At 73.6% G+C, this 16,994-nt stretch carries 14 protein-coding genes; 3 read left to right on the top strand and 11 right to left on the bottom strand.

The annotated features are described in order from the left end of the window. Positions 1–42: 42 nt before the first annotated feature. The 3 genes from pfkB to ABD981_RS23525 all read right to left on the bottom strand — a co-directional run bounded on the left by pfkB (position 43) and on the right by ABD981_RS23525 (position 3,635). Positions 43–996 carry a 1-phosphofructokinase gene (pfkB, locus tag ABD981_RS23535; protein WP_046906891.1) on the bottom strand — a complete coding sequence of 318 codons (954 nt, stop codon included), beginning with the start codon at positions 994–996 and terminating at the stop codon, positions 43–45. After that, the gene (locus tag ABD981_RS23530; RefSeq protein WP_046906890.1) at positions 993–1,754 is read right to left on the bottom strand and encodes a DeoR/GlpR family DNA-binding transcription regulator; all 762 of its coding nucleotides are present in this window, start codon (positions 1,752–1,754) and stop codon (positions 993–995) included. Before ABD981_RS23530 ends, pfkB begins: the two co-directional genes overlap by 4 nt. Positions 1,755–2,075: 321 nt before the next feature. Then, the gene (locus tag ABD981_RS23525) at positions 2,076–3,635 is read right to left on the bottom strand and encodes an MFS transporter (RefSeq protein ID WP_046906889.1); all 1,560 of its coding nucleotides are present in this window, start codon (positions 3,633–3,635) and stop codon (positions 2,076–2,078) included. A gap of 62 nt (positions 3,636–3,697) precedes the next feature. Here ABD981_RS23525 and ABD981_RS23520 point away from each other — a divergent pair, with 62 nt between their 5' ends. Then, positions 3,698–4,660 carry a helix-turn-helix transcriptional regulator gene (locus ABD981_RS23520; protein ID WP_046906984.1) on the top strand — a complete coding sequence of 321 codons (963 nt, stop codon included), beginning with the start codon at positions 3,698–3,700 and terminating at the stop codon, positions 4,658–4,660. Between the two features lie 277 nt (positions 4,661–4,937). Here the strand turns inward: ABD981_RS23520 and ABD981_RS23515 are convergent, their stop codons facing one another. Together ABD981_RS23515 and ABD981_RS23510 are read right to left on the bottom strand one after the other, a co-directional pair. Next, on the bottom strand, positions 4,938–5,939 hold the full coding sequence (locus ABD981_RS23515) for a sigma-70 family RNA polymerase sigma factor (protein WP_046906888.1): 1,002 nt from the start codon (positions 5,937–5,939) through the stop codon (positions 4,938–4,940). Positions 5,940–6,258: 319 nt separating this feature from the next. Beyond that, positions 6,259–7,047 (bottom strand): dioxygenase family protein, encoded by a 789-nt coding sequence (locus tag ABD981_RS23510; RefSeq protein ID WP_046906887.1) that lies wholly within the window; start codon positions 7,045–7,047, stop codon positions 6,259–6,261. Positions 7,048–7,166: 119 nt separating this feature from the next. Here ABD981_RS23510 and ABD981_RS23505 point away from each other — a divergent pair, with 119 nt between their 5' ends. Then, positions 7,167–7,661, top strand: coding sequence for a MarR family winged helix-turn-helix transcriptional regulator (locus ABD981_RS23505; RefSeq protein ID WP_046906886.1), 495 nt, complete (start codon positions 7,167–7,169; stop codon positions 7,659–7,661). 184 nt (positions 7,662–7,845) lie between these two features. Here ABD981_RS23505 and ABD981_RS23500 read toward each other — a convergent pair whose 3' ends face one another. Further along, positions 7,846–9,393, bottom strand: a complete 1,548-nt coding sequence (locus tag ABD981_RS23500) for an MFS transporter (protein WP_046906885.1) — start codon at positions 9,391–9,393, stop codon at positions 7,846–7,848. Positions 9,394–9,499: 106 nt separating this feature from the next. Beyond that, on the bottom strand, positions 9,500–10,174 hold the full coding sequence (locus ABD981_RS23495; protein WP_046906884.1) for a TetR/AcrR family transcriptional regulator: 675 nt from the start codon (positions 10,172–10,174) through the stop codon (positions 9,500–9,502). Positions 10,175–10,451: 277 nt separating this feature from the next. Here ABD981_RS23495 and ABD981_RS23490 point away from each other — a divergent pair, with 277 nt between their 5' ends. Continuing rightward, positions 10,452–11,726, top strand: coding sequence for a M6 family metalloprotease domain-containing protein (locus tag ABD981_RS23490; RefSeq protein WP_046906883.1), 1,275 nt, complete (start codon positions 10,452–10,454; stop codon positions 11,724–11,726). A 197-nt stretch (positions 11,727–11,923) separates the two neighbouring features. On the opposite strand, the gene ABD981_RS23485 is transcribed toward ABD981_RS23490, so the two are convergent. The 4 genes from ABD981_RS23485 to ABD981_RS23470 all read right to left on the bottom strand — a co-directional run bounded on the left by ABD981_RS23485 (position 11,924) and on the right by ABD981_RS23470 (position 16,869). Next, on the bottom strand, positions 11,924–13,810 hold the full coding sequence (locus tag ABD981_RS23485; RefSeq protein ID WP_382747698.1) for a class I adenylate-forming enzyme family protein: 1,887 nt from the start codon (positions 13,808–13,810) through the stop codon (positions 11,924–11,926). A 113-nt stretch (positions 13,811–13,923) separates the two neighbouring features. Further along, complete coding sequence (locus ABD981_RS23480; protein WP_046906882.1) at positions 13,924–14,559, bottom strand: ScbR family autoregulator-binding transcription factor; 636 nt, start codon at positions 14,557–14,559, stop codon at positions 13,924–13,926. A gap of 130 nt (positions 14,560–14,689) precedes the next feature. After that, positions 14,690–15,949, bottom strand: a complete 1,260-nt coding sequence (locus tag ABD981_RS23475) for a cytochrome P450 family protein (protein ID WP_240495160.1) — start codon at positions 15,947–15,949, stop codon at positions 14,690–14,692. Positions 15,950–16,185: 236 nt separating this feature from the next. After that, positions 16,186–16,869, bottom strand: a complete 684-nt coding sequence (locus tag ABD981_RS23470; protein ID WP_046906881.1) for a ScbR family autoregulator-binding transcription factor — start codon at positions 16,867–16,869, stop codon at positions 16,186–16,188. Positions 16,870–16,994: the final 125 nt, after the last annotated feature.

Genomic DNA, 16,994 nt, shown 5'->3' with positions numbered 1-16,994 from the left:
CCGCCACCGACGGGTGGCCCGAGCGGTCCGCGGCCCTCGCGTTCACCGCGCACCGCCCGGCTCGCTCAGGACCAGGTCCAGGGGGACGTCGGCGGTCACCGTGACCGCCGTCGGGTCCAGGTCCGCCGGGGTGGGCATCTCGCTGCCGGGAAGCTGGACGGCCGCAGCGCCGTGGGCCACGGCCGCGGCCAGGGCTTCGGGGCCCTCGCCGCCCGCGGCCAGGAAGCCGGCGAGGGACGCGTCGCCCGCGCCGACGTTGGAGCGGACCGCGGAGACCGCGGCCCGGCCGTAGTGGACGCCGTCCGCGGCGACGAGGAGCTGGCCGTCGGCGCCGAGGCTGGCGAGGACGGCGCCCGCGCCGAGGTCCCGCAGCTCCTCCGCCGCCTTGACCGCGTCGCCGACGGTGGCGAGCGGGCGGCCGACGGCCTCCGCGAGCTCCTCGGCGTTGGGCTTGACGACGTCCGGGCGGGCGGCGAGGGCCGCGAGCAGCGAGGGGCCCGAGGTGTCGAGGGCGATCCGGGCCCCGGCGCCGTGGGCGCGGGTGACCAGCTCGGCGTACCACTCGGGGGCCAGGCCGCGCGGGAGGCTGCCGCAGCAGGCGATCCAGTCGGCGGACGGGGCGTGGGCGAAGACGGTGGCGAGGACGGTCTCGGACTCCTCGGGCGTCAGCCGGGGGCCCGGCGCGTTGACCTTCGTCAGGGTGCCGTCGGGTTCGGCGATCGCGATGTTGGAGCGGGTCGGCCCGGCGAGCGGCACGGGTGCGACCTCGATGCCCTGCCCGGCGAGCAGTTGGGCGACCAGCGCCCCGGGCGCCCCGCCGAGCGGGACGACGGCGACGGTGCGGTGCCCGGCGGCGGCGACCGCGCGGGAGACGTTGACGCCCTTGCCGCCGGGGTCCACGCGTTCCGCGGAGGCGCGGAGCACCTCGCCGCGGTCCAGGGCGGGGACCTCGTAGGTGCGGTCCAGGGAAGGGTTGGGGGTGACGGTGAGGATCATGCGCGGACGACCTCCGTTCCGGCCGCCTCGATGGCGGCGGCGTCCTCGTCGGAGAGGCCGCTGTCGGTGATGAGCAGGTCGACGTCGGCGAGGCCGCCGAAGCGGGCGAAGTGCTCCTGGCCGTGCTTGGCGGAGTCGGCGAGCAGCACGACCCGGCGGGCGGCGGCGATGACGGCCCGCTTGACGGCGGCCTCGGCGAGGTCGGGGGTGGTCAGGCCGTGCTCGGGCGAGAAGCCGTTCGCGCCGAGGAAGGCGACGTCGGCGCGGATCTCCCCGTACGCCCGCAGCGCCCAGGCGTCGACGGCGGCGCGGGTGCGGTGGCGGACGCGGCCGCCGACCAGGTGGAGGTCGATGCCGGGGTGGTCGGCGAGCCGGGCGGCGACGGGCAGGGCGTGCGTGACGACGGTCAGGTCCCGGTCCAGGGGGAACTCCGCGGCGAGCCGCGCCAGCGTGCTGCCGGCGTCGAGGACGACGCTGCCCTCCTCGGGGAGTTCGGCGAGGGCGGCGCGGACGATCCGGTCCTTCTCGTCGGCGGCGGTGGACTCGCGTTCGGCGAGGTCGGGCTCGAAGTCGAGCCGGCCGGCCGGTATGGCGCCGCCGTGGACGCGGCGGACGAGCCCGGCGCGGTCGAGTGCCTTGAGGTCGCGCCGTACGGTCTCGGCGGTGACCTGGAACTCCTCGGCGAGGGAGAGCACGTCGACCCGGCCCCTCTCGCGGGCGAGGCTGAGGATCGCCTGCTGGCGCTCCGGTGCGTACATGTGGGTTTACGTCCGTTCCATGCCCGAACCTGTGGTTTCAGCGTCAGGCTACGCCCGGGTTTCGGGAAAGTAAACGGAATCGGGCATCGATACGGGCAGGAACGGGCATCGCGCGGACATTCGGACCGAAGGACCGCGCCCGGGCGTGCCGAAGGCCCCGGCCGGGGATTCCCGGGCCGGGGCCTTGGGTTTTGGGCCTTGGGCCTTGGGCCTTGGGCCTTGGGCCTTGGGCCTTGGGCCTTGGGCCTTGGGCCTTGGGCCTTGGGCCTTGGGCCTTGGGCCTTGGGCCTTGGGCCTTGGGCCTTCGGACGGTGCCGAGGGTCAGGAGACGAGCGCGGTCTCCTTCGCGGCGGGCTCGGAGCCCGCCGGGGCCGCCGACGCGTCGGCGTCGTGGGCGTCGCGGGCGTCGTCCCCGCCCTCCAGGTGCTGCTTCGGCTTGGCCGGCAGCGCGAACATGATCAGGAAGATGGCGCCCAGCACCGCCGCCGCCCAGCCCAGCGAGTTCTGGAACGCGTCGGTGAAGGCCGCGCCCGTCTCCGCCGGGAAGCGGGCGAGGCGCTCGTCGTCGATGGTCCCGAAGAACACCACCGACACGAGGCCGAGGCCCAGCGCGTTGCCCATCTGGCCGGTCGTGTTGATCAGGCCCGAGGCCGAGCCGGCGTGCTCGCGGGGCACCTCCGACAGCACCGCGTCGGTCAGCGGGGCGACGATCAGGCCCATGCCCAGGCCCATCACGACCAGCGGCGGGATCATCTGCCAGGAGTGGATCCCGGCCCCGTAGCGGCCCGCCTCGAAGAGGTAGAGCAGGATGCCCGCGGCCATGGTCAGGGCGCCCGCCTGGAGCACCTTGCGGCCGAAGCGCGGCACCAGCTTCTGCACCGAGAGGCCCGCCGCCGTGGAGACCGCGATCGAGAACGGCACGCCGGTCAGACCCGCGTGCAGCGGCGTCCAGCCGAGGCCGATCTGCATGTAGAGCGTCCAGACCAGGAAGAAGATGCCCATCACGACGCCGAAGGTGAGCTGCACCGCGATGCCCGCCGCGAAGCTCTTCACCTTGAACAGCGACAGCTCGACGAGCGGCGAGCCGTCCTTCCTCGTCTTGTACTTCTCGTACGCGACGAGGGCGGCGAAGACGACGAGGCTGCCGGCCATCATCAGGTGGCCCCACAGCGGCCAGCCCAGCTCGCGGCCCCGGGTCAGCGGGTAGATCAGCATGAGCAGCGCGCCGGTCACCAGGACCATGCCCACCAGGTCGAGGCGGAGCGCCTTCGGGGCCTTCGACTCGGTGATGAAGCGACGGCCCAGGATGAGGGCGGCGACGCCGACCGGCAGGTTGATGAGGAAGATCGGACGCCACTCCAGGCCCGCGATGTTCCACTGGGTGAGCAGCGCGCCGAGCAGCGGGCCGGAGACCGCGCCGAGGCCGATGATCGCGCCGAACATGCCGAAGACCTTGCCGCGCTCGTGCGCCGGGAAGGTGACGTGCACGATCGAGAGGACCTGCGGCACCATCATGGCCGCCGCCGCGCCCTGGAGCAGGCGGGAGCCGACCAGCATCTCCTGGTTGGCGGCGAGGCCGCACAGGGCCGAGGCGATCGTGAAGCCGGCGGTGCCGACCAGGAACAGGCGCTTGCGGCCGTAGATGTCGCCGAGCCGTCCGCCGGTGATCAGGCCCGCGGCGAACGCGAGCGCGTAGCCGGCGGTGATCCACTGGATCGCGCCGAACGAGGCGCCGAGGTCCCGCTCGATGCTGGGGATCGCGATGTTCACGATCGTGGCGTCGACCAGGTCCATGAAGGCGGCGGTCATGACGATGGCGAGGGCGATCCAGCGCCTCTTGTCGGTGGCGGCCGCTTCCGTGACGGCGTCGTGTGCACTCATACGAGAAAGATAAGAGTCATATAGGTCAGTCCATGTCCTAGATGCGCCGCATGCTGGAAGACATGACGGACACCCCGGCACGACTCCTGAATCTGCTGTCGCTGCTCCAGACCCCGCGCGAGTGGCCGGGCAGCGAGCTCGCCGAGCGGCTCGCGGTCTCCGCGCGCACGATCCGGCGGGACATCGACCGGCTGCGGGACCTCGGCTACCCGGTCGAGGCGAGCAAGGGCGCGGTGGGCGGCTACCGCCTGGTCGCCGGTACGGCGATGCCGCCGCTGCTCCTGGACGACGAGGAGGCGGTGGCCATCGCGGTCGGACTGCGCGCGGGGGCCGGGCACGCCATCGAGGGCGTCGAGGAGGCCTCCGTACGGGCCCTGGCCAAGCTGGAGCAGGTGCTGCCGTCCCGGCTGCGGCACCGGGTCTCCACCCTCCAGAACGCGACGATCCCGCTGACCCGCGGGGACGGGGCGACGGTCGCGCCCTCCACGCTGACGGCGCTCGCGGGCGCGGTCACGGGGCAGGAGCGGCTGCGCTTCGGCTACCGCGCGGGGGACGGCACCGAGTCGAAACGGCTCGTGGAGCCGTACCGGCTGGTGTCGACCGGGCGGCGCTGGTACCTGGTCGCCTACGACCTGGGGCGCGAGGACTGGCGCACCTTCCGGGTCGACCGGGTGAGCGACCCGTTCCCGACGGGGGCCCGCTTCGCCCCGCGGGAGCTCCCGGCGGGGGACGCCGCCGCGTACATGGCCCGGTCGATGGCCCGGTCCCAGCCCGAGCTCGACCTGGACGTCTCCTTCGAGGCCCCGGCCGCGTTCGTGACGGCTCGGCTGCCGTCCCACCTGGCCCCGGTGGCGACCGGCGACACGAGCTGCCGGCTGCGCACCCGCACGACCGACTCGACGGAGTGGCTGGCCGTCCGTCTGGCCCTGGTCGACGCGCCCTTCACCATCCACGGCCCGGTGTCGCTCCGCACCTACGTGGCGGACCTGTCGGCCCGTCTGGCGGCGGCGACGCACCGGCCCTGATCCCGGGGGCACGACGCCGAGGGCGCTCCACCGGGCGCCGGCCCCGGCAGCCGGCGCCGGCCCGGGGCCGGCGACACGACAGGTCCGTGACACGACGGGTTGGTGGCACGACGGGTTGGTGGCACGACGGGTTGGTGACACGACGGGCCGGGCCGACCACGTCACGGGTCTTCTACACGACAGGCCGGGCCGGCCACGACACGACCCGGCGACACGACAGGCCCGGGTTCCGGGGGCACTCCCCCGGAACCCGGGCCCGCAGTCCGCGCCGGCCGCTCTAGGCCACCGCGTCGAAGCCCGTGTCGCGGGCCATCTTCTTCAGTTCCAGCAGCGCGTGCTTCTCGATCTGGCGGATGCGCTCGCGGGTCAGACCGTGCTCCTTGCCGACCTCCGTCAGGGTCCGCTCGCGACCGTCCTCGATGCCGTAGCGCATGCGGATGATCGAGGCGGTGCGGTTGTCGAGCTTGTCGATGAGGTCGTCGAGCTCCTCGCTGCGCAGCAGGGTGAGCACCGACTGCTCCGGAGAGATCGCCGACGTGTCCTCCAGGAGGTCGCCGAACTGGGTCTCGCCCTCGTCGTCCACCGACATGTTGAGCGAGACCGGGTCGCGCGCCCAGTCGAGGACGTCGGTGACCCGCTCGGGGGTCGAGTCCAGCTCGGCCGCGATCTCCGCGGGCTCGGGCTCGCGCCCGTGCTCGCGGTTGAACTCGCGCTGGACCCGGCGGATCCGGCCGAGCTCCTCGACCAGGTGGACGGGGAGCCGGATGGTGCGGGACTGGTCGGCTATGGACCGCGTGATGGCCTGGCGGATCCACCACGTGGCGTACGTCGAGAACTTGAAGCCCTTCGCGTAGTCGAACTTCTCGACCGCGCGCACCAGGCCCGCGTTCCCCTCCTGGATCAGGTCGAGCAGCGGCAGCCCGCTGCGCGGGTAGCGCCTCGCCACGGCGACGACGAGTCGCAGGTTCGACTTGATGAAGAGGTCCTTGGCACGCTCGCCCTCGGCGAACAGCGCCTCCAGCTCCTCGCGGGTCGCGCCGCCGGCCTCGCTCTCCACCTCGCCGTCGAGGATCTGCCGGGCGTAGACGCCCGCCTCGATCGTCTGGGAGAGCTCGACCTCCTTGGCGGCGTCGAGCAGGGGCGTGCGCGCGATCTCGTCGAGGTACATGCCGACCAGGTCGCGGTCGGCGATCTCCCCGCCCACGGCGCGAACGCTGCTTGCCCGGCTGCTTCCGCTCTTGGCGGAGGACTGACGACGGGCGACGGCACGGGTTGCCATGCGTGCTCCCTTGCTGAGTAGGTCGCGACACCCTTTCGGGTGCCCTGCATCCGACGGAAACAACGACTGGAATCAGGACAGAATTCCCACCCGGCACATGGATTTTCGCGATCATGCAGTATCCTGCGCCGCCGCCGACGAGGAGGGCAGGCCGGAGGAACCCGCGGACCCGCAGGTCAGACCGCCTCGGAGGGCGATCCGGCGCCCCCTGCCGAGCGGCGCGGGCGCCGCGCGCGTGAGACCGCCGTCACATCCGGTACGGGGACTCCGTCGGCTCCGCCCTCACCCCTGAAGACGTCGCCCGCGGGCTCGGGGTTGCTCAGCCGAACTGGACCGAGCGCTTCGCGAGCCCCATCCAGAACCCGTCGATCGCGCTCCGCTCCCGGTCCAGGTCGCCGGCCGCGTCCGCCGCACCCATCGCGACGAAGAGCGGGGCGAAGTGCTCGGTGCGCGGGTGGGCGAGCCGGCCGGCGGGGGACTTCGCCTCGAAGTCGAGCAGGGCGTCCACGTCGTGCGCGGCGAGGGCCTCGTGCCCCCAGGCGTCGAACTCGGCGGACCAGCCGGGCACGCCGGGCCCGGTGTGCCGCAGGGCGGCCAGGTTGTGGGTGAAGAAGCCGCTGCCGACGATCAGGACGCCCTCGTCGCGCAGCGGGGCGAGCCTGCGCCCGATCTCCATGAGCCGGCGGGGGTCGAGGGTGGGCATGGAGATCTGGAGCACGGGGATGTCGGCGCCGGGGTACATCTCGACGAGCGGCACGTAGGCGCCGTGGTCGAGCCCCCGGTCGGGCATGTCCTGCACGGGGGTGCCGGGCGCGCGCAGCAGCTTGCGGACGGACTCGGCGAGCGCGGGCGCGCCGGGGGCCGCGTACCGGACCCGGTAGTAGTGCTCGGGGAAGCCCCAGAAGTCGTAGACGAGGGGCACGGTCTCGGTGGCGCCGAGGGCGAGCGGGGCCTCCTCCCAGTGGGCGGAGACCATGAGGATCGCCTTGGGGCGGGGCAGGGTCGCGGACCAGGCGGCGAGCTCGCCGGGCCAGACGGGGTCGTCGGCGAGCGGTGGGGCGCCGTGCGAGAGGTAGAGGGCGGGCATCCGTTCCAGCGTGGCGTCCATGGCGTCCGCCTTTCGTCCGGTTCTCCGAAGCCTGAAGTCCTTTAACTTTCAAGCTCACTGTCCCCGTCAGGGTAGAACCATATGGTTTAACTTTCAAGAATGGGTCGTACGATGGACCCATGACCGTGACCGAACCCCGCTGGCTCAGCGACGAGGAACAGCGCGTCTGGCGCGCCTACCTCCATGCCACCACCCTGCTGGAGGACCACCTCGACCGCCAGCTCCAGCGCGACGCCGGGATGCCGCACACGTACTACGGGCTGCTCGTCCAGCTCTCCCAGGCACCCCGGCGCCGGATGCGCATGACGGAGCTGGCCAAGGACGCGAAGATCACCCGCTCCCGGCTCTCGCACGCCGTCGCGCGCCTGGAGAAGAACGGCTGGGTGACGCGCGAGGAGTGCCCCTCCGACAAGCGCGGCCAGTTCGCCGCCCTCACGGACGAGGGGTACGAGGTGCTCCGCCGGACCGCGCCCGGGCACGTCACCGCGGTGCGGCAGGCGCTCTTCGACCGGCTCACCCCGGAGCAGGTCGAGCAGCTCGGGACGATCATGCGCACCATGGCGGAGGGCCTCCAGCCCTCGGACCCGAACGCGGACCTGCCCTGGCTCCGCTGAACGGGAGCCAGGGCAGGCGGTGACGCACGAGGTGGCGACCGGGGGCCGGTGAGCCGTCGGACCGGGGTCGGTCGGCGATGGGGCCCGGGGTCAGTGGGCGAGGAGACCCAGGGGCCAGTGGGCGAGGAGGCCCAGGGCCAGTGGGCGGTGAGGCCCGGGGGTCAGTGGGCGATGAGGCCGGGGGTCAGTGGGCGATGACGGGGATCTTCACCTCGTCCTCCGCGCCCGCGCCCGAGCCGGAGGCGGCCACCGCACCCGTGTCCGGCTTGCCGGTGTTGATCAGGGTCAGCGCGATCACGGCCGAGACGGCCAGGATGCCGACCGCCCACCAGATCGCCGCCGAGTAGCCCTCGACCATGCCCTGGAGCTGGAGCAGCTTCTGCGCGGCCGGGGTGGTCGCGCCGGCCGCGTGGTCGACCAGGTACGCGGTCGTCGCCGAGGCGGCGATCGTGTTCAGCAGGGCCGTGCCGATGGCGCCGCCGACCTGCTGCGAGGTGTTGACCATCGCGGAGGCCACACCGGCGTCCCGCGGGTCCACCCCGTGCGTGGCCAGGGACATCGCCGGCATGAAGGCCGTACCCATGCCGAGGCCCAGCAGCAGCTGCGCCGGCAGGATCAGCCCGGCGTACGAGGAGCCGATCTCCAGCTGCGTCAGGAGCAGCATGCCGAGCGCGGCGGTCAGGAAGCCGGGGCCCATGAGGAAGCGCGGCGGGACCCGGGTCATCAGCCGGGTGCCGATCTGGGTGGAGCCGGTGATCATGCCCGCGATCATCGGCAGGAACGCGAAGCCCGTCTTGACCGGCGAGTACCCCTTCACGACCTGCAGGTAGTAGGTCAGGAACAGGAACAGGCCGAACATCGCGATGACGGCGAGGCCGAGCGAGAGGTAGACGCCGCCGCGGTTGCGGTCCGTCACCACGCGCAGCGGCAGCAGCGGCGACTTCACCCGCGACTCGACGAGGGCGAAGGCGGCGAGCAGCAGGACCGCGCCGACGAACAGGCCGATGGTGGTGGGGTCGCTCCAGCCGTCGGACTCGGCGCGCGTGAAGCCGTACACCAGGGAGACCAGGCCGAGGGTGGACAGGACCACGCCCGGGACGTCGAGCGGCGCGCGGTTGCGGCCGCCGGCCGGCTCACGGATCACGAAGTAGGCGCCCAGGGCGGCGACGACCGCGAACGGGATGTTGACGAAGAAGGTCCAGCGCCAGTTCAGGTACTCGGTGAGGAAGCCGCCGAGGATCAGGCCCACGGCGCCGCCGCCGCCGGCGATCGCACCGTAGATGCCGAAGGCCTTGGCGCGCTCCTTGGCGTCGGTGAACATCACCGCGAGCAGGGACAGGGCGGCCGGGGCGAGCAGCGCGCCGAAGGCACCCTGCAGCGCGCGGGCGCCGAGCATCATCGCCTCGCCGGTGGCGGCGCCGCCGAGGGCGGAGGCCGCGGCGAAGCCGATCAGGCCGACCACGAAGGTGCGCTTGCGGCCCCACAGGTCGGCGACCCGGCCGCCGAACAGGAGCAGTCCGCCGAAGGCGAGGGCGTAGGCCGTGATGACCCACTGCCGGTTGCCGTCGGAGATCCCGAGGTCCTGCTGGGCGGAGGGCAGCGCGATGTTCACGATCGTCGCGTCGAGCACGACCATCAGCTGGGCCAGGGCGATGAAGACCAGGGCTTTCCAGCGGCTCGGGTCGGCCTGGGCCGGGGGTGAGGAGTGGGCGGAGCGGACGGTTTCGGACATGGGGGTAGCCACCTCTTGGCGCGTACTGGTGAAAAAGGGATTTCCAGGACTCCGTGAAGGAGTCGACTTCTCTGAAGGCGAAGGCGTTACGGAGCGGGGGGCGAGGTCACGAGGAGCAGCGGGATTCGCTCCTCAGGTCCTCGAGGGTGGCGGCGGCCCCGGGCAGTTCGGAGCGCGCGGGCGCCTCCAGACCGTCCAGGAACACCTGCAGATGGCGGTGGACGAAGCGGTCCATGTTCAGGCAGGCCGTCCCGGGCAGCGGCCGGGTCAGCTGGGAGACGGCGACCATCAGGTCACCGACCCCCACGTCGGCCCGGAGCCGGCCGGCCGCCTGCGCGCGGTCGACGAGGCCCTGCACGGCCTCCTCCAGACGCTCGCGCTCGGCCCGCAGATCGGGGTGGTCCTTGTCGAAGTCGCCGTCGAGCATCGGGCACAGGGCGCCGATCCGCTCGTCGGCGGCGGCGTGGGTGAACCGGCGGAGGGCGGCGAAGGTGTCCACCTCCCCTTCGGCGGCCTCCAGGGCCCGCTCGGTCACGCGGGCCATCAGGGAGTTGACCACCTCGCGGACGAGGTCGCCCCGCTCGGGGAAGTTGCGGTAGAGCGTGGCGTTGCCGACGCCCGCGCGGCGCGCGACCTCGTCGAGCGGCACCTGGGAGCCGAACTCGACGAACATCTCCCGCGCCGCCGTCACGATCCGCTCGCGGTTGCGCAGCGCGTCCGCGCGGGGGCGGGGCACGCGGCGGGCGGGTGCCGCGTCGGCGGTGCTGCTGCTCGTGCTCACTGCGCTGCCTCCCAGAGCTTCCTGACGCCGGTCGCGATGCCGAACCGGCCCCTATCCGGGGACCAAGTCCCCACTTCGCTGAACACAGGCTTAAACGGGGACTCGGTCCCCGGTTATTTCCCCCTTCAACTGTGACCTGGGTCACATCGAATGGCGGAGCGCGCGCACCGCTCCGGCGTACCCCGGTCGGGCCACCCGACGCGCGCTCCCCCGACCCCCGCCACAGGCTGATCCCACGGCGCCGCCCCCGATCGGCGCAGATCAGAGAGGCGACCGCATGCAGGAGTCCCGCCGGCTGATACGCAGACCCGTCGCCCTGGCCTCGGCCGGCGCGCTCGCGCTCGCCGCCCTGGCATCGGCCAGCACGACCCTGCCCGGCCCGGCCCCCGCCTCCGCGGGACCGGTCGCCGCGGGCCCCGGGGAAGCGCCGCTCGGCCCGTGCCGGATCGCCACGACGATGGGTGTGCAGATGTCGGAGGGCCTGCCCACCTCCCCCGGGTACGCGCGGTCCACGGGACGGATCAGGGCGCTCAACCTGATGGTCGACTTCCCGGACGCCCCCGGCGAGGGCACGGCCATGAGCCGCTACCGCGAGTTCTTCCCGCAGACCGCCGACTGGTTCCGCACCAGCTCGTACGGCCGCCTCCTCTACCAGCCCGAGGCCCCGATACCCGACTGGCTGCGGATGCCCCGCCCCTTCGCCTCGTACGGGGTCGAGCGCGGCTCACCGTACGAACCGGGCTACCGCAAACTGGTCGAGGACATCATCAAGGCCGCCGACCCGAAGGTGGACTTCAGCTCGTACGACCTGGTCAACGTGCTCGTCACGCCCAACGCCGGCCCCTCGGCCCTCGACACCGTCCTGTCCGTCACCTTCTCGGGCAACGGCGACGCCCCCTACGCGGACGGCGTCCCGCTCTCCAACACGTCCTTCGTCTACAGCCGCCAGGACGACGGCTCGGGGACGTACGCCGAGACCGGCTACCGGGTCCTGCCGCACGAGAACGGCCACGTCTTCGGCCTGCCGGACCTCTACACCGTCGACGGCGGCGGCACCGTCGGGCACTGGGACATCATGTCCGAGGACTGGGGCGCCAACAACGACCTGCTCGGCTGGCACAAGTGGAAGCTGGGCTGGCTCGACAACGACCAGGTCGGCTGCGCCTCACGGACCGGCGACGTCGAGTACGCGCTCACCCCGCTGGCCACCACGGGCGGCCGCAAGCTGATCTTCGTCCCGCTCTCCGACAAGGCCGGGTACGCGGCCGAGGTCCGCACCCGCGAGGGCAACGACGAGGCCGTCTGCCAGCCCGGCGTCCTCATCTACCGCGTCGACACCGACGTGGACACCGGCCGCGGACCGGTCACCGTCACCGACAGCGAGCACGGCAGCGGCGGCTGCACCCGCCGCCCCAACGTCCACGCGGAGCTCTCGGACGCCCCGTACCGCCCGGGCGAGACCTTCACCGACCGGGCGAACGGCATCCGGATCAGCGTGGTGGAGGAGGACGGGACGACGGGCGGGTACCGGGTGCGGGTGTCACGGAGCTGAGGGGGGCGGGGCGGGGCGTTGCCGTGCGGGGCGGGCCGGTGCGGGCCGGTGCGGTGCGGGGCCGTGCGGGGCGGGCCGGTGCGGGGCGGGGCCGTGCGGTGCGGGGCCGTGCGGTGCGGGGCCGTGCGGTGCGGGCCGGTGCGGTGCGGGTCCCGGTCCTGCCCGCCCTCCCGTCAGCGCTTCCCGGCGCCGTCAGGTCAGTGCTGCCCGTCGCCCCGCGGCGCGTCCCGCAGCTCGTCCCTGATCCGCCCCTTCAGGACCTTCCCCGTCCCGTTGCGCGGCAGCTCCGCCTCCCGCACGAGCACGTGCGCCGGCACCTTGAACGCCGCGAGGCGCGCCCCGACGTGCGCCCGCAGCCGTTCCGGGCCCGCCGTCGCGTCGGCGCGCAGGCGGACCACGGCGGCGACCTCCTCGCCGAGGACGGGGTGCGGGACGCCGACGACGGCCGCCTCGACGACGTCAGGGTGGTCCTGGAGCACGCCCTCGACCTCGACGCAGTACACGTTCTCGCCGCCCCGGATCACCATGTCCTTGATCCGGTCCACGACGGTGACCCGCCCGTCCCGGACGTGCGCCAGGTCGCCGGTGCGGAACCAGCCCTCGGGCGTGAAGGCGGCCCGGGTGGCCTCCTCGTCGCCCCAGTAGCCGCGGATCAGCGACTGGCCGCGCAGCCACAGCTCGCCGATGCCCTCGGCGTCCGGCCGGTCGACCCGCACCTCGGTGGCGGGGGTGGGCCGCCCGGCGCTCGCGGGGTGGGCCCGGTACTCGGCGCCGAAGTTGGCGAGCACCCCGCCGCAGGTCTCGGTGAGGCCGTAGCCGTTGCGGGGCTCGACGCGCTCCCCGAACCGGGCGGCGAGCCGCGCGGCGAGCCCGGGCGGGGCGGGCGCTCCCCCGGTGCTGAAGAGGGTGAGCGTCTCCAACGGGTCCTCCGCGCGCTCGGCGGCGTCGAGGAGCTGGAGGGCGGTGGTCGGGACGCCCGCGTAGTGGGTGACGCCGTGGGCCCGGATCAGTTCCAGGGCCCGGTCCGCGTCCCACTTGCGCATCAGGACGAGCGTGCCGCCGGCGGCCATCACCGAGTAGAAGGAGGTGAACGCGGCGACGTGGAAGAAGGGGTACGTGGTGAGGGAGACCGGCGCCGGCCCGGCCCCGGGCAGCGCGCCGCGCCCGAGCGCCGAGGCGGCCGCGTGGTAGCGCGGGTTCATCGCCGCCCCGGCCTGCGCGAGGTGGGTGGCGACGGCGCCCTTGGGGCGGCCGGTGGTGCCGGAGGTGTAGATGACGGTGGCGTCCTGCTCGGGCAGCACGTCCACGGACGGCGGCCCGAGGAACGGGTCGAGATCGGGGACGTACGCCTCGAAGCCCTCGGGCGGCACGGTGTCCGGCTCCCCGTGGAAGACGATGCCGGGTACGGAGCGGGCCCGGGCCCAGGCGGCGACGCGCGGGAGCCGCTCGCCGTCCACGAGCAGGACGCGGGGCGTGCAGTCGTCGAGCGCGTACGCGAACTCGTGCTCCGTCCACCAGGCGTTGAGCGGGACGGCGACGAGCCCGGCGAGCTGCGCGGCCCAGAAGGCGACCTGCCACTCGGGGTGGTTGCGCATCGCGACGACGGCGCGGTCGCCGGGGCGCAGCCCGTGGACGTCCACGAGGCGGCGGGCGAGCCCGCAGGCGGCGTCGAAGAACTCCCGGTAGCTCAGCACCCGGTCCTCCGCGACGAGGAAGGGGCGCTCGCCGTAGGCCCAGGTGGCCTCCACGAACTCCCGCAGGGTCCGGGGCCCGCCGACGTACACCCCGTCCTCGACGGCGAAGGGGGCGCCGGGCGCGGTGAGGCGGGCGGCGTGGGGGTCGGCGTGAGCGGCGGTGCGGGGAACGGCGTGGGGGTCGGGGTGAGGACCGGCGTGGGCTTCGGTGCGGGGACCGGCATGAGGGTCGGTGTGGGCTTCGGCGCGGGGACCGGCGTGCGACGCGGCATTCCGGTCCGCGCCGTCCCCGTGGTCCGTACCCGAGCCGGTGTACGGGCCGGTGTGCGGGCCGGTGTACGGGCCGTTGTGCGAGCCGGTGTACGGGCCGGTGTGCGGCGACTCGACCACGACTGTCCTCCCAAGCGCCTGCTCAGCCTGCCGCCCGCCGACGCTATGTCCGCCCCTCCGCAGCGTCAAGCGCGGCCGGCCCGGAGACCTGGGCCCTGTCCTCCGGACACGGCCTAGCGTGAGGCGGTCGGTTCCGCGGCCGGGTCGCCGGAGGCGACGAAGAGGCCCACCCGGGCGGCGCCGACCACCCGGGGCAGCAGGAAGGACCAGAAGCGGGTCAGCGGCGCGCGCTCCAGCCAGCACGGGTCCTGGTGCCCCAGCACCTCGTGCCCGGCGGCCACCGCCACCACCGCCGCGGCGACGTCGCGGGCCGTCACGTCCGGGGCGAGGTGTCCCTCGCGCTCGGCCCGGGCCACGGTCGACTCGACCCAGTCGCGCCAGAGCCGCCGCAGGTCCTGGGCGGCCCGGGGCCGCCGCTCGGCGTTGGCGCTGAGGTCGAAGCCCGCGCGCAGCACCGAGTCGGCGCGCAGCCCCTGGACCAGTTCGTGGCTGGCGTCGATGAGGATCTGCAGCGGCAGGGCCTCGCGGTCCCGGGTGATCCGGACGAGCCGCTCCCCCGCCGCCCCGACGACCGCGTCGGCGAGGGCCGCCTTGCTCTGGAAGTGGAAGTGCAGCGCGCCGCTGCTGACCCCGGCCCGGGCGCTGATGGTCGCGAGCGAGGCGACCTCGAAGCCGTCCCGGTCGAAGAGCGCGGCGGCCGACTCGATGAGCGCGTTGCGGGTCCGAATCGCCCGCTCCTGCTTGGCCAAGGGGCCTCCGTCGCTACCGCCGCTCCGTCGCGGACGCGCCAACACGTGTCACTCCTCCCGGCACTTTAACAAACCGGCCCTGCGGTTTGCGATGGACGGAGGAGCGGAGGTGGCCGTCCGGCCGGTTCGGCTAGGAGCCCAGTCGTACGGGCAACGCCCCGTACCCGTTGAGCAGGAAGGTCGGCATCGGGGCCAATTCCGCCGCGGAGCAGCCCAGTTCCAGCGCGGGGAAGCGGTCGAAGAGCGCGGAGAGCGCGACGGACGCCTCCAGGACCGCGAGCGGGGAGCCGAGGCAGCGGTGCACACCGTGACCGAAACCGAGCGTGTCCCGGTCGGTGCGCAGCAGGTCGAAGCGGGCGGCGTCCGGGCCGTACCGGCTCGGATCCAGGCCGCCGGCAGCGAAGTTGACGAGGATCGGGTCGCCCTGGGCGATCCGTACGCCGTCGAGATCGATGTCCTCGACGGCGAAGCGCATCGGCGAGTAGGCCGCGGGGCCGTGCGTGCGGAGGGTCTCGGCGACCACGTCCTCCCAGGAGGCGCGGCCGGCGCGGACGTGGGCGAGCTGCTCGGGGTGGGTGAGCAGGGCGGCGGTGGCGTTGACGATGAGCGCGGCGGTGGTGTCCTGGCCGGCGGCGATCAACAGGAAGAGCGAGCCGAGGAGTTCGTTCTCGGTGAGGGCGTCGGCGCCGTCGCGGGCGGCGATGAGGGAGGAGGTGAGGTCGTCGCCCGGCGCCAGGCGCCGCTCGGCGACGAGTCCGGCGAGCTGCCGGAAGGCGGTGCCGCGGGCGGCCTCCATGGTGGCGGCGGAGACGCTGGAGCTGAACACCGTGCGCAGGGCCGCGCAGAGTTCGTCGCGGGCGGCGCCCTCGGCGACGCCGAAGAGCTCGCAGATGACCTGGAGGGGGAGCGACTCGGCGTAGGCGGTGCGGAGTTCGGCGGTGCCGCCCGCTTCGAGCGCGGCGGCGAGCGGGTCGAGGAGCGAGGCGGCTATCTCCTCGACGCGGGGCTTGAGGGCGGCGGTCCGGCGCGCGGTGAACGCGGCGGCGACCAGGCGGCGCAGCCGGGCGTGCTCGGCCCCGTACGAGAAGAGCATGTTCTCGTTGGCGACCCAGGGGTAGAGCGGCCACTCGGGCGTGATCCGGCCCTCGACGAAGGCGGGCCAGTGGCGGCGGGCGTCCTTGGAGACGCGGGGGTCGAGCAGCAGCCGCTCGACGTGCTCCTGGCCGACGACGGCCCAGGCGCGGACGCCGCCGGGCAGCTCGACCTGGACGGCCGGCCCCCGCGCGCGGAGGGCGGCGGCCTCGCCGGCGAGGTCGCTCCCCGTGACGTCGAGGGTGTGCGGGTCCTGGGTGGCGAAGGGGCAGGAAGCCATGCCGGTACCGGTGTCCATGTGTGTGCGCTCCATTCGGTTCGTCCTGGTGTTCCGCGCCCCGCCGCACACGCGACCGAGGAGAAGGACCGTTTCCCCTCCCCGTCGGCCCGAAGTCCTTCCGGCGCCGCTTCCGCTTCCCCCGGCCGCTTCCGCGTCCGTGAGCCGCCCCGCCCGTGAGCCGCCGCGTCCGTCAGCCGCCGTGCGGGTCAGCCGTCCCGTCCGTCAGCCGCCGTGCGGGTCAGCCGCCGCGTCCGTCAGCCGCCGGCGACCGCGACGGCGGCGGCGTCGCGCAGCCGGGCGGCCTCCTCGTACGACTGCTCCGCGCGGGAGGGCGTGAAGTCGAGGCGGACGAGCACGCCGGGGACGGCGATGGCGCTCAGCAGGGTCCGCATGAGGTCCGCCACCTTCTCCACGATGTCCCCGTGCCCGGTCATGATCTTGGACAGCACCTGGACCCCGGTGAAACTGCCGGTGAACAGGGCGGCCGCGGAGGGGATGTCCACGTGCGGGAGCAGCTCGCCGGCTTCCTTGGCGCGGCTGAGCACGTCCATGTTGTGGTCGATCCACCCCTGCATGGGGACCCGGCGGTCGAGCCCGTCGTGGGGCGAGCCCTGGTCCACGGTGAGGCGCACGCTGCCGCGCACCATGGGGTCGCCGACGTGCAGCAGGTGGGCGAGGACCAGCGCCTCGTCCGTGAGCTGCTGGAGCAGGAGCTCACGCTCGGGCACGGGAGGGAGGGCGGCGACCTGCCCGGCGAGCACTTCCTGGGCGAGCTCCTCCTTGGAGGAGAAGTGGAAGTAGAGGGCGCCCTTGGTCACCCCGCACTTCTTCAGGACCTCGGAGATCGTCGCCGCCTCGTAGCCGACCTCGTCGAACAGTTCGGCCGCCGCGAGCACGATCTTCTGGCGCGTGCGGATGGCCCGTTCTTGTTGTGCCACTACATCCTCCGTACCTCACGGCCCGGAGAGACCGAGAGGCTGGTATTCCAACGGCTCACATGGAGTGACGAGTCGGCGACCGGTCCGCACGAACTCCCGTCGGCAGTAGGGTGAGGCCGGGCGAG

The sequence above is a fragment of the Streptomyces showdoensis genome (assembly GCF_039535475.1).
GTDB lineage: Bacteria > Actinomycetota > Actinomycetes > Streptomycetales > Streptomycetaceae > Streptomyces > Streptomyces showdoensis.
This window is presented reverse-complemented; position numbering and strand designations above follow the sequence as displayed.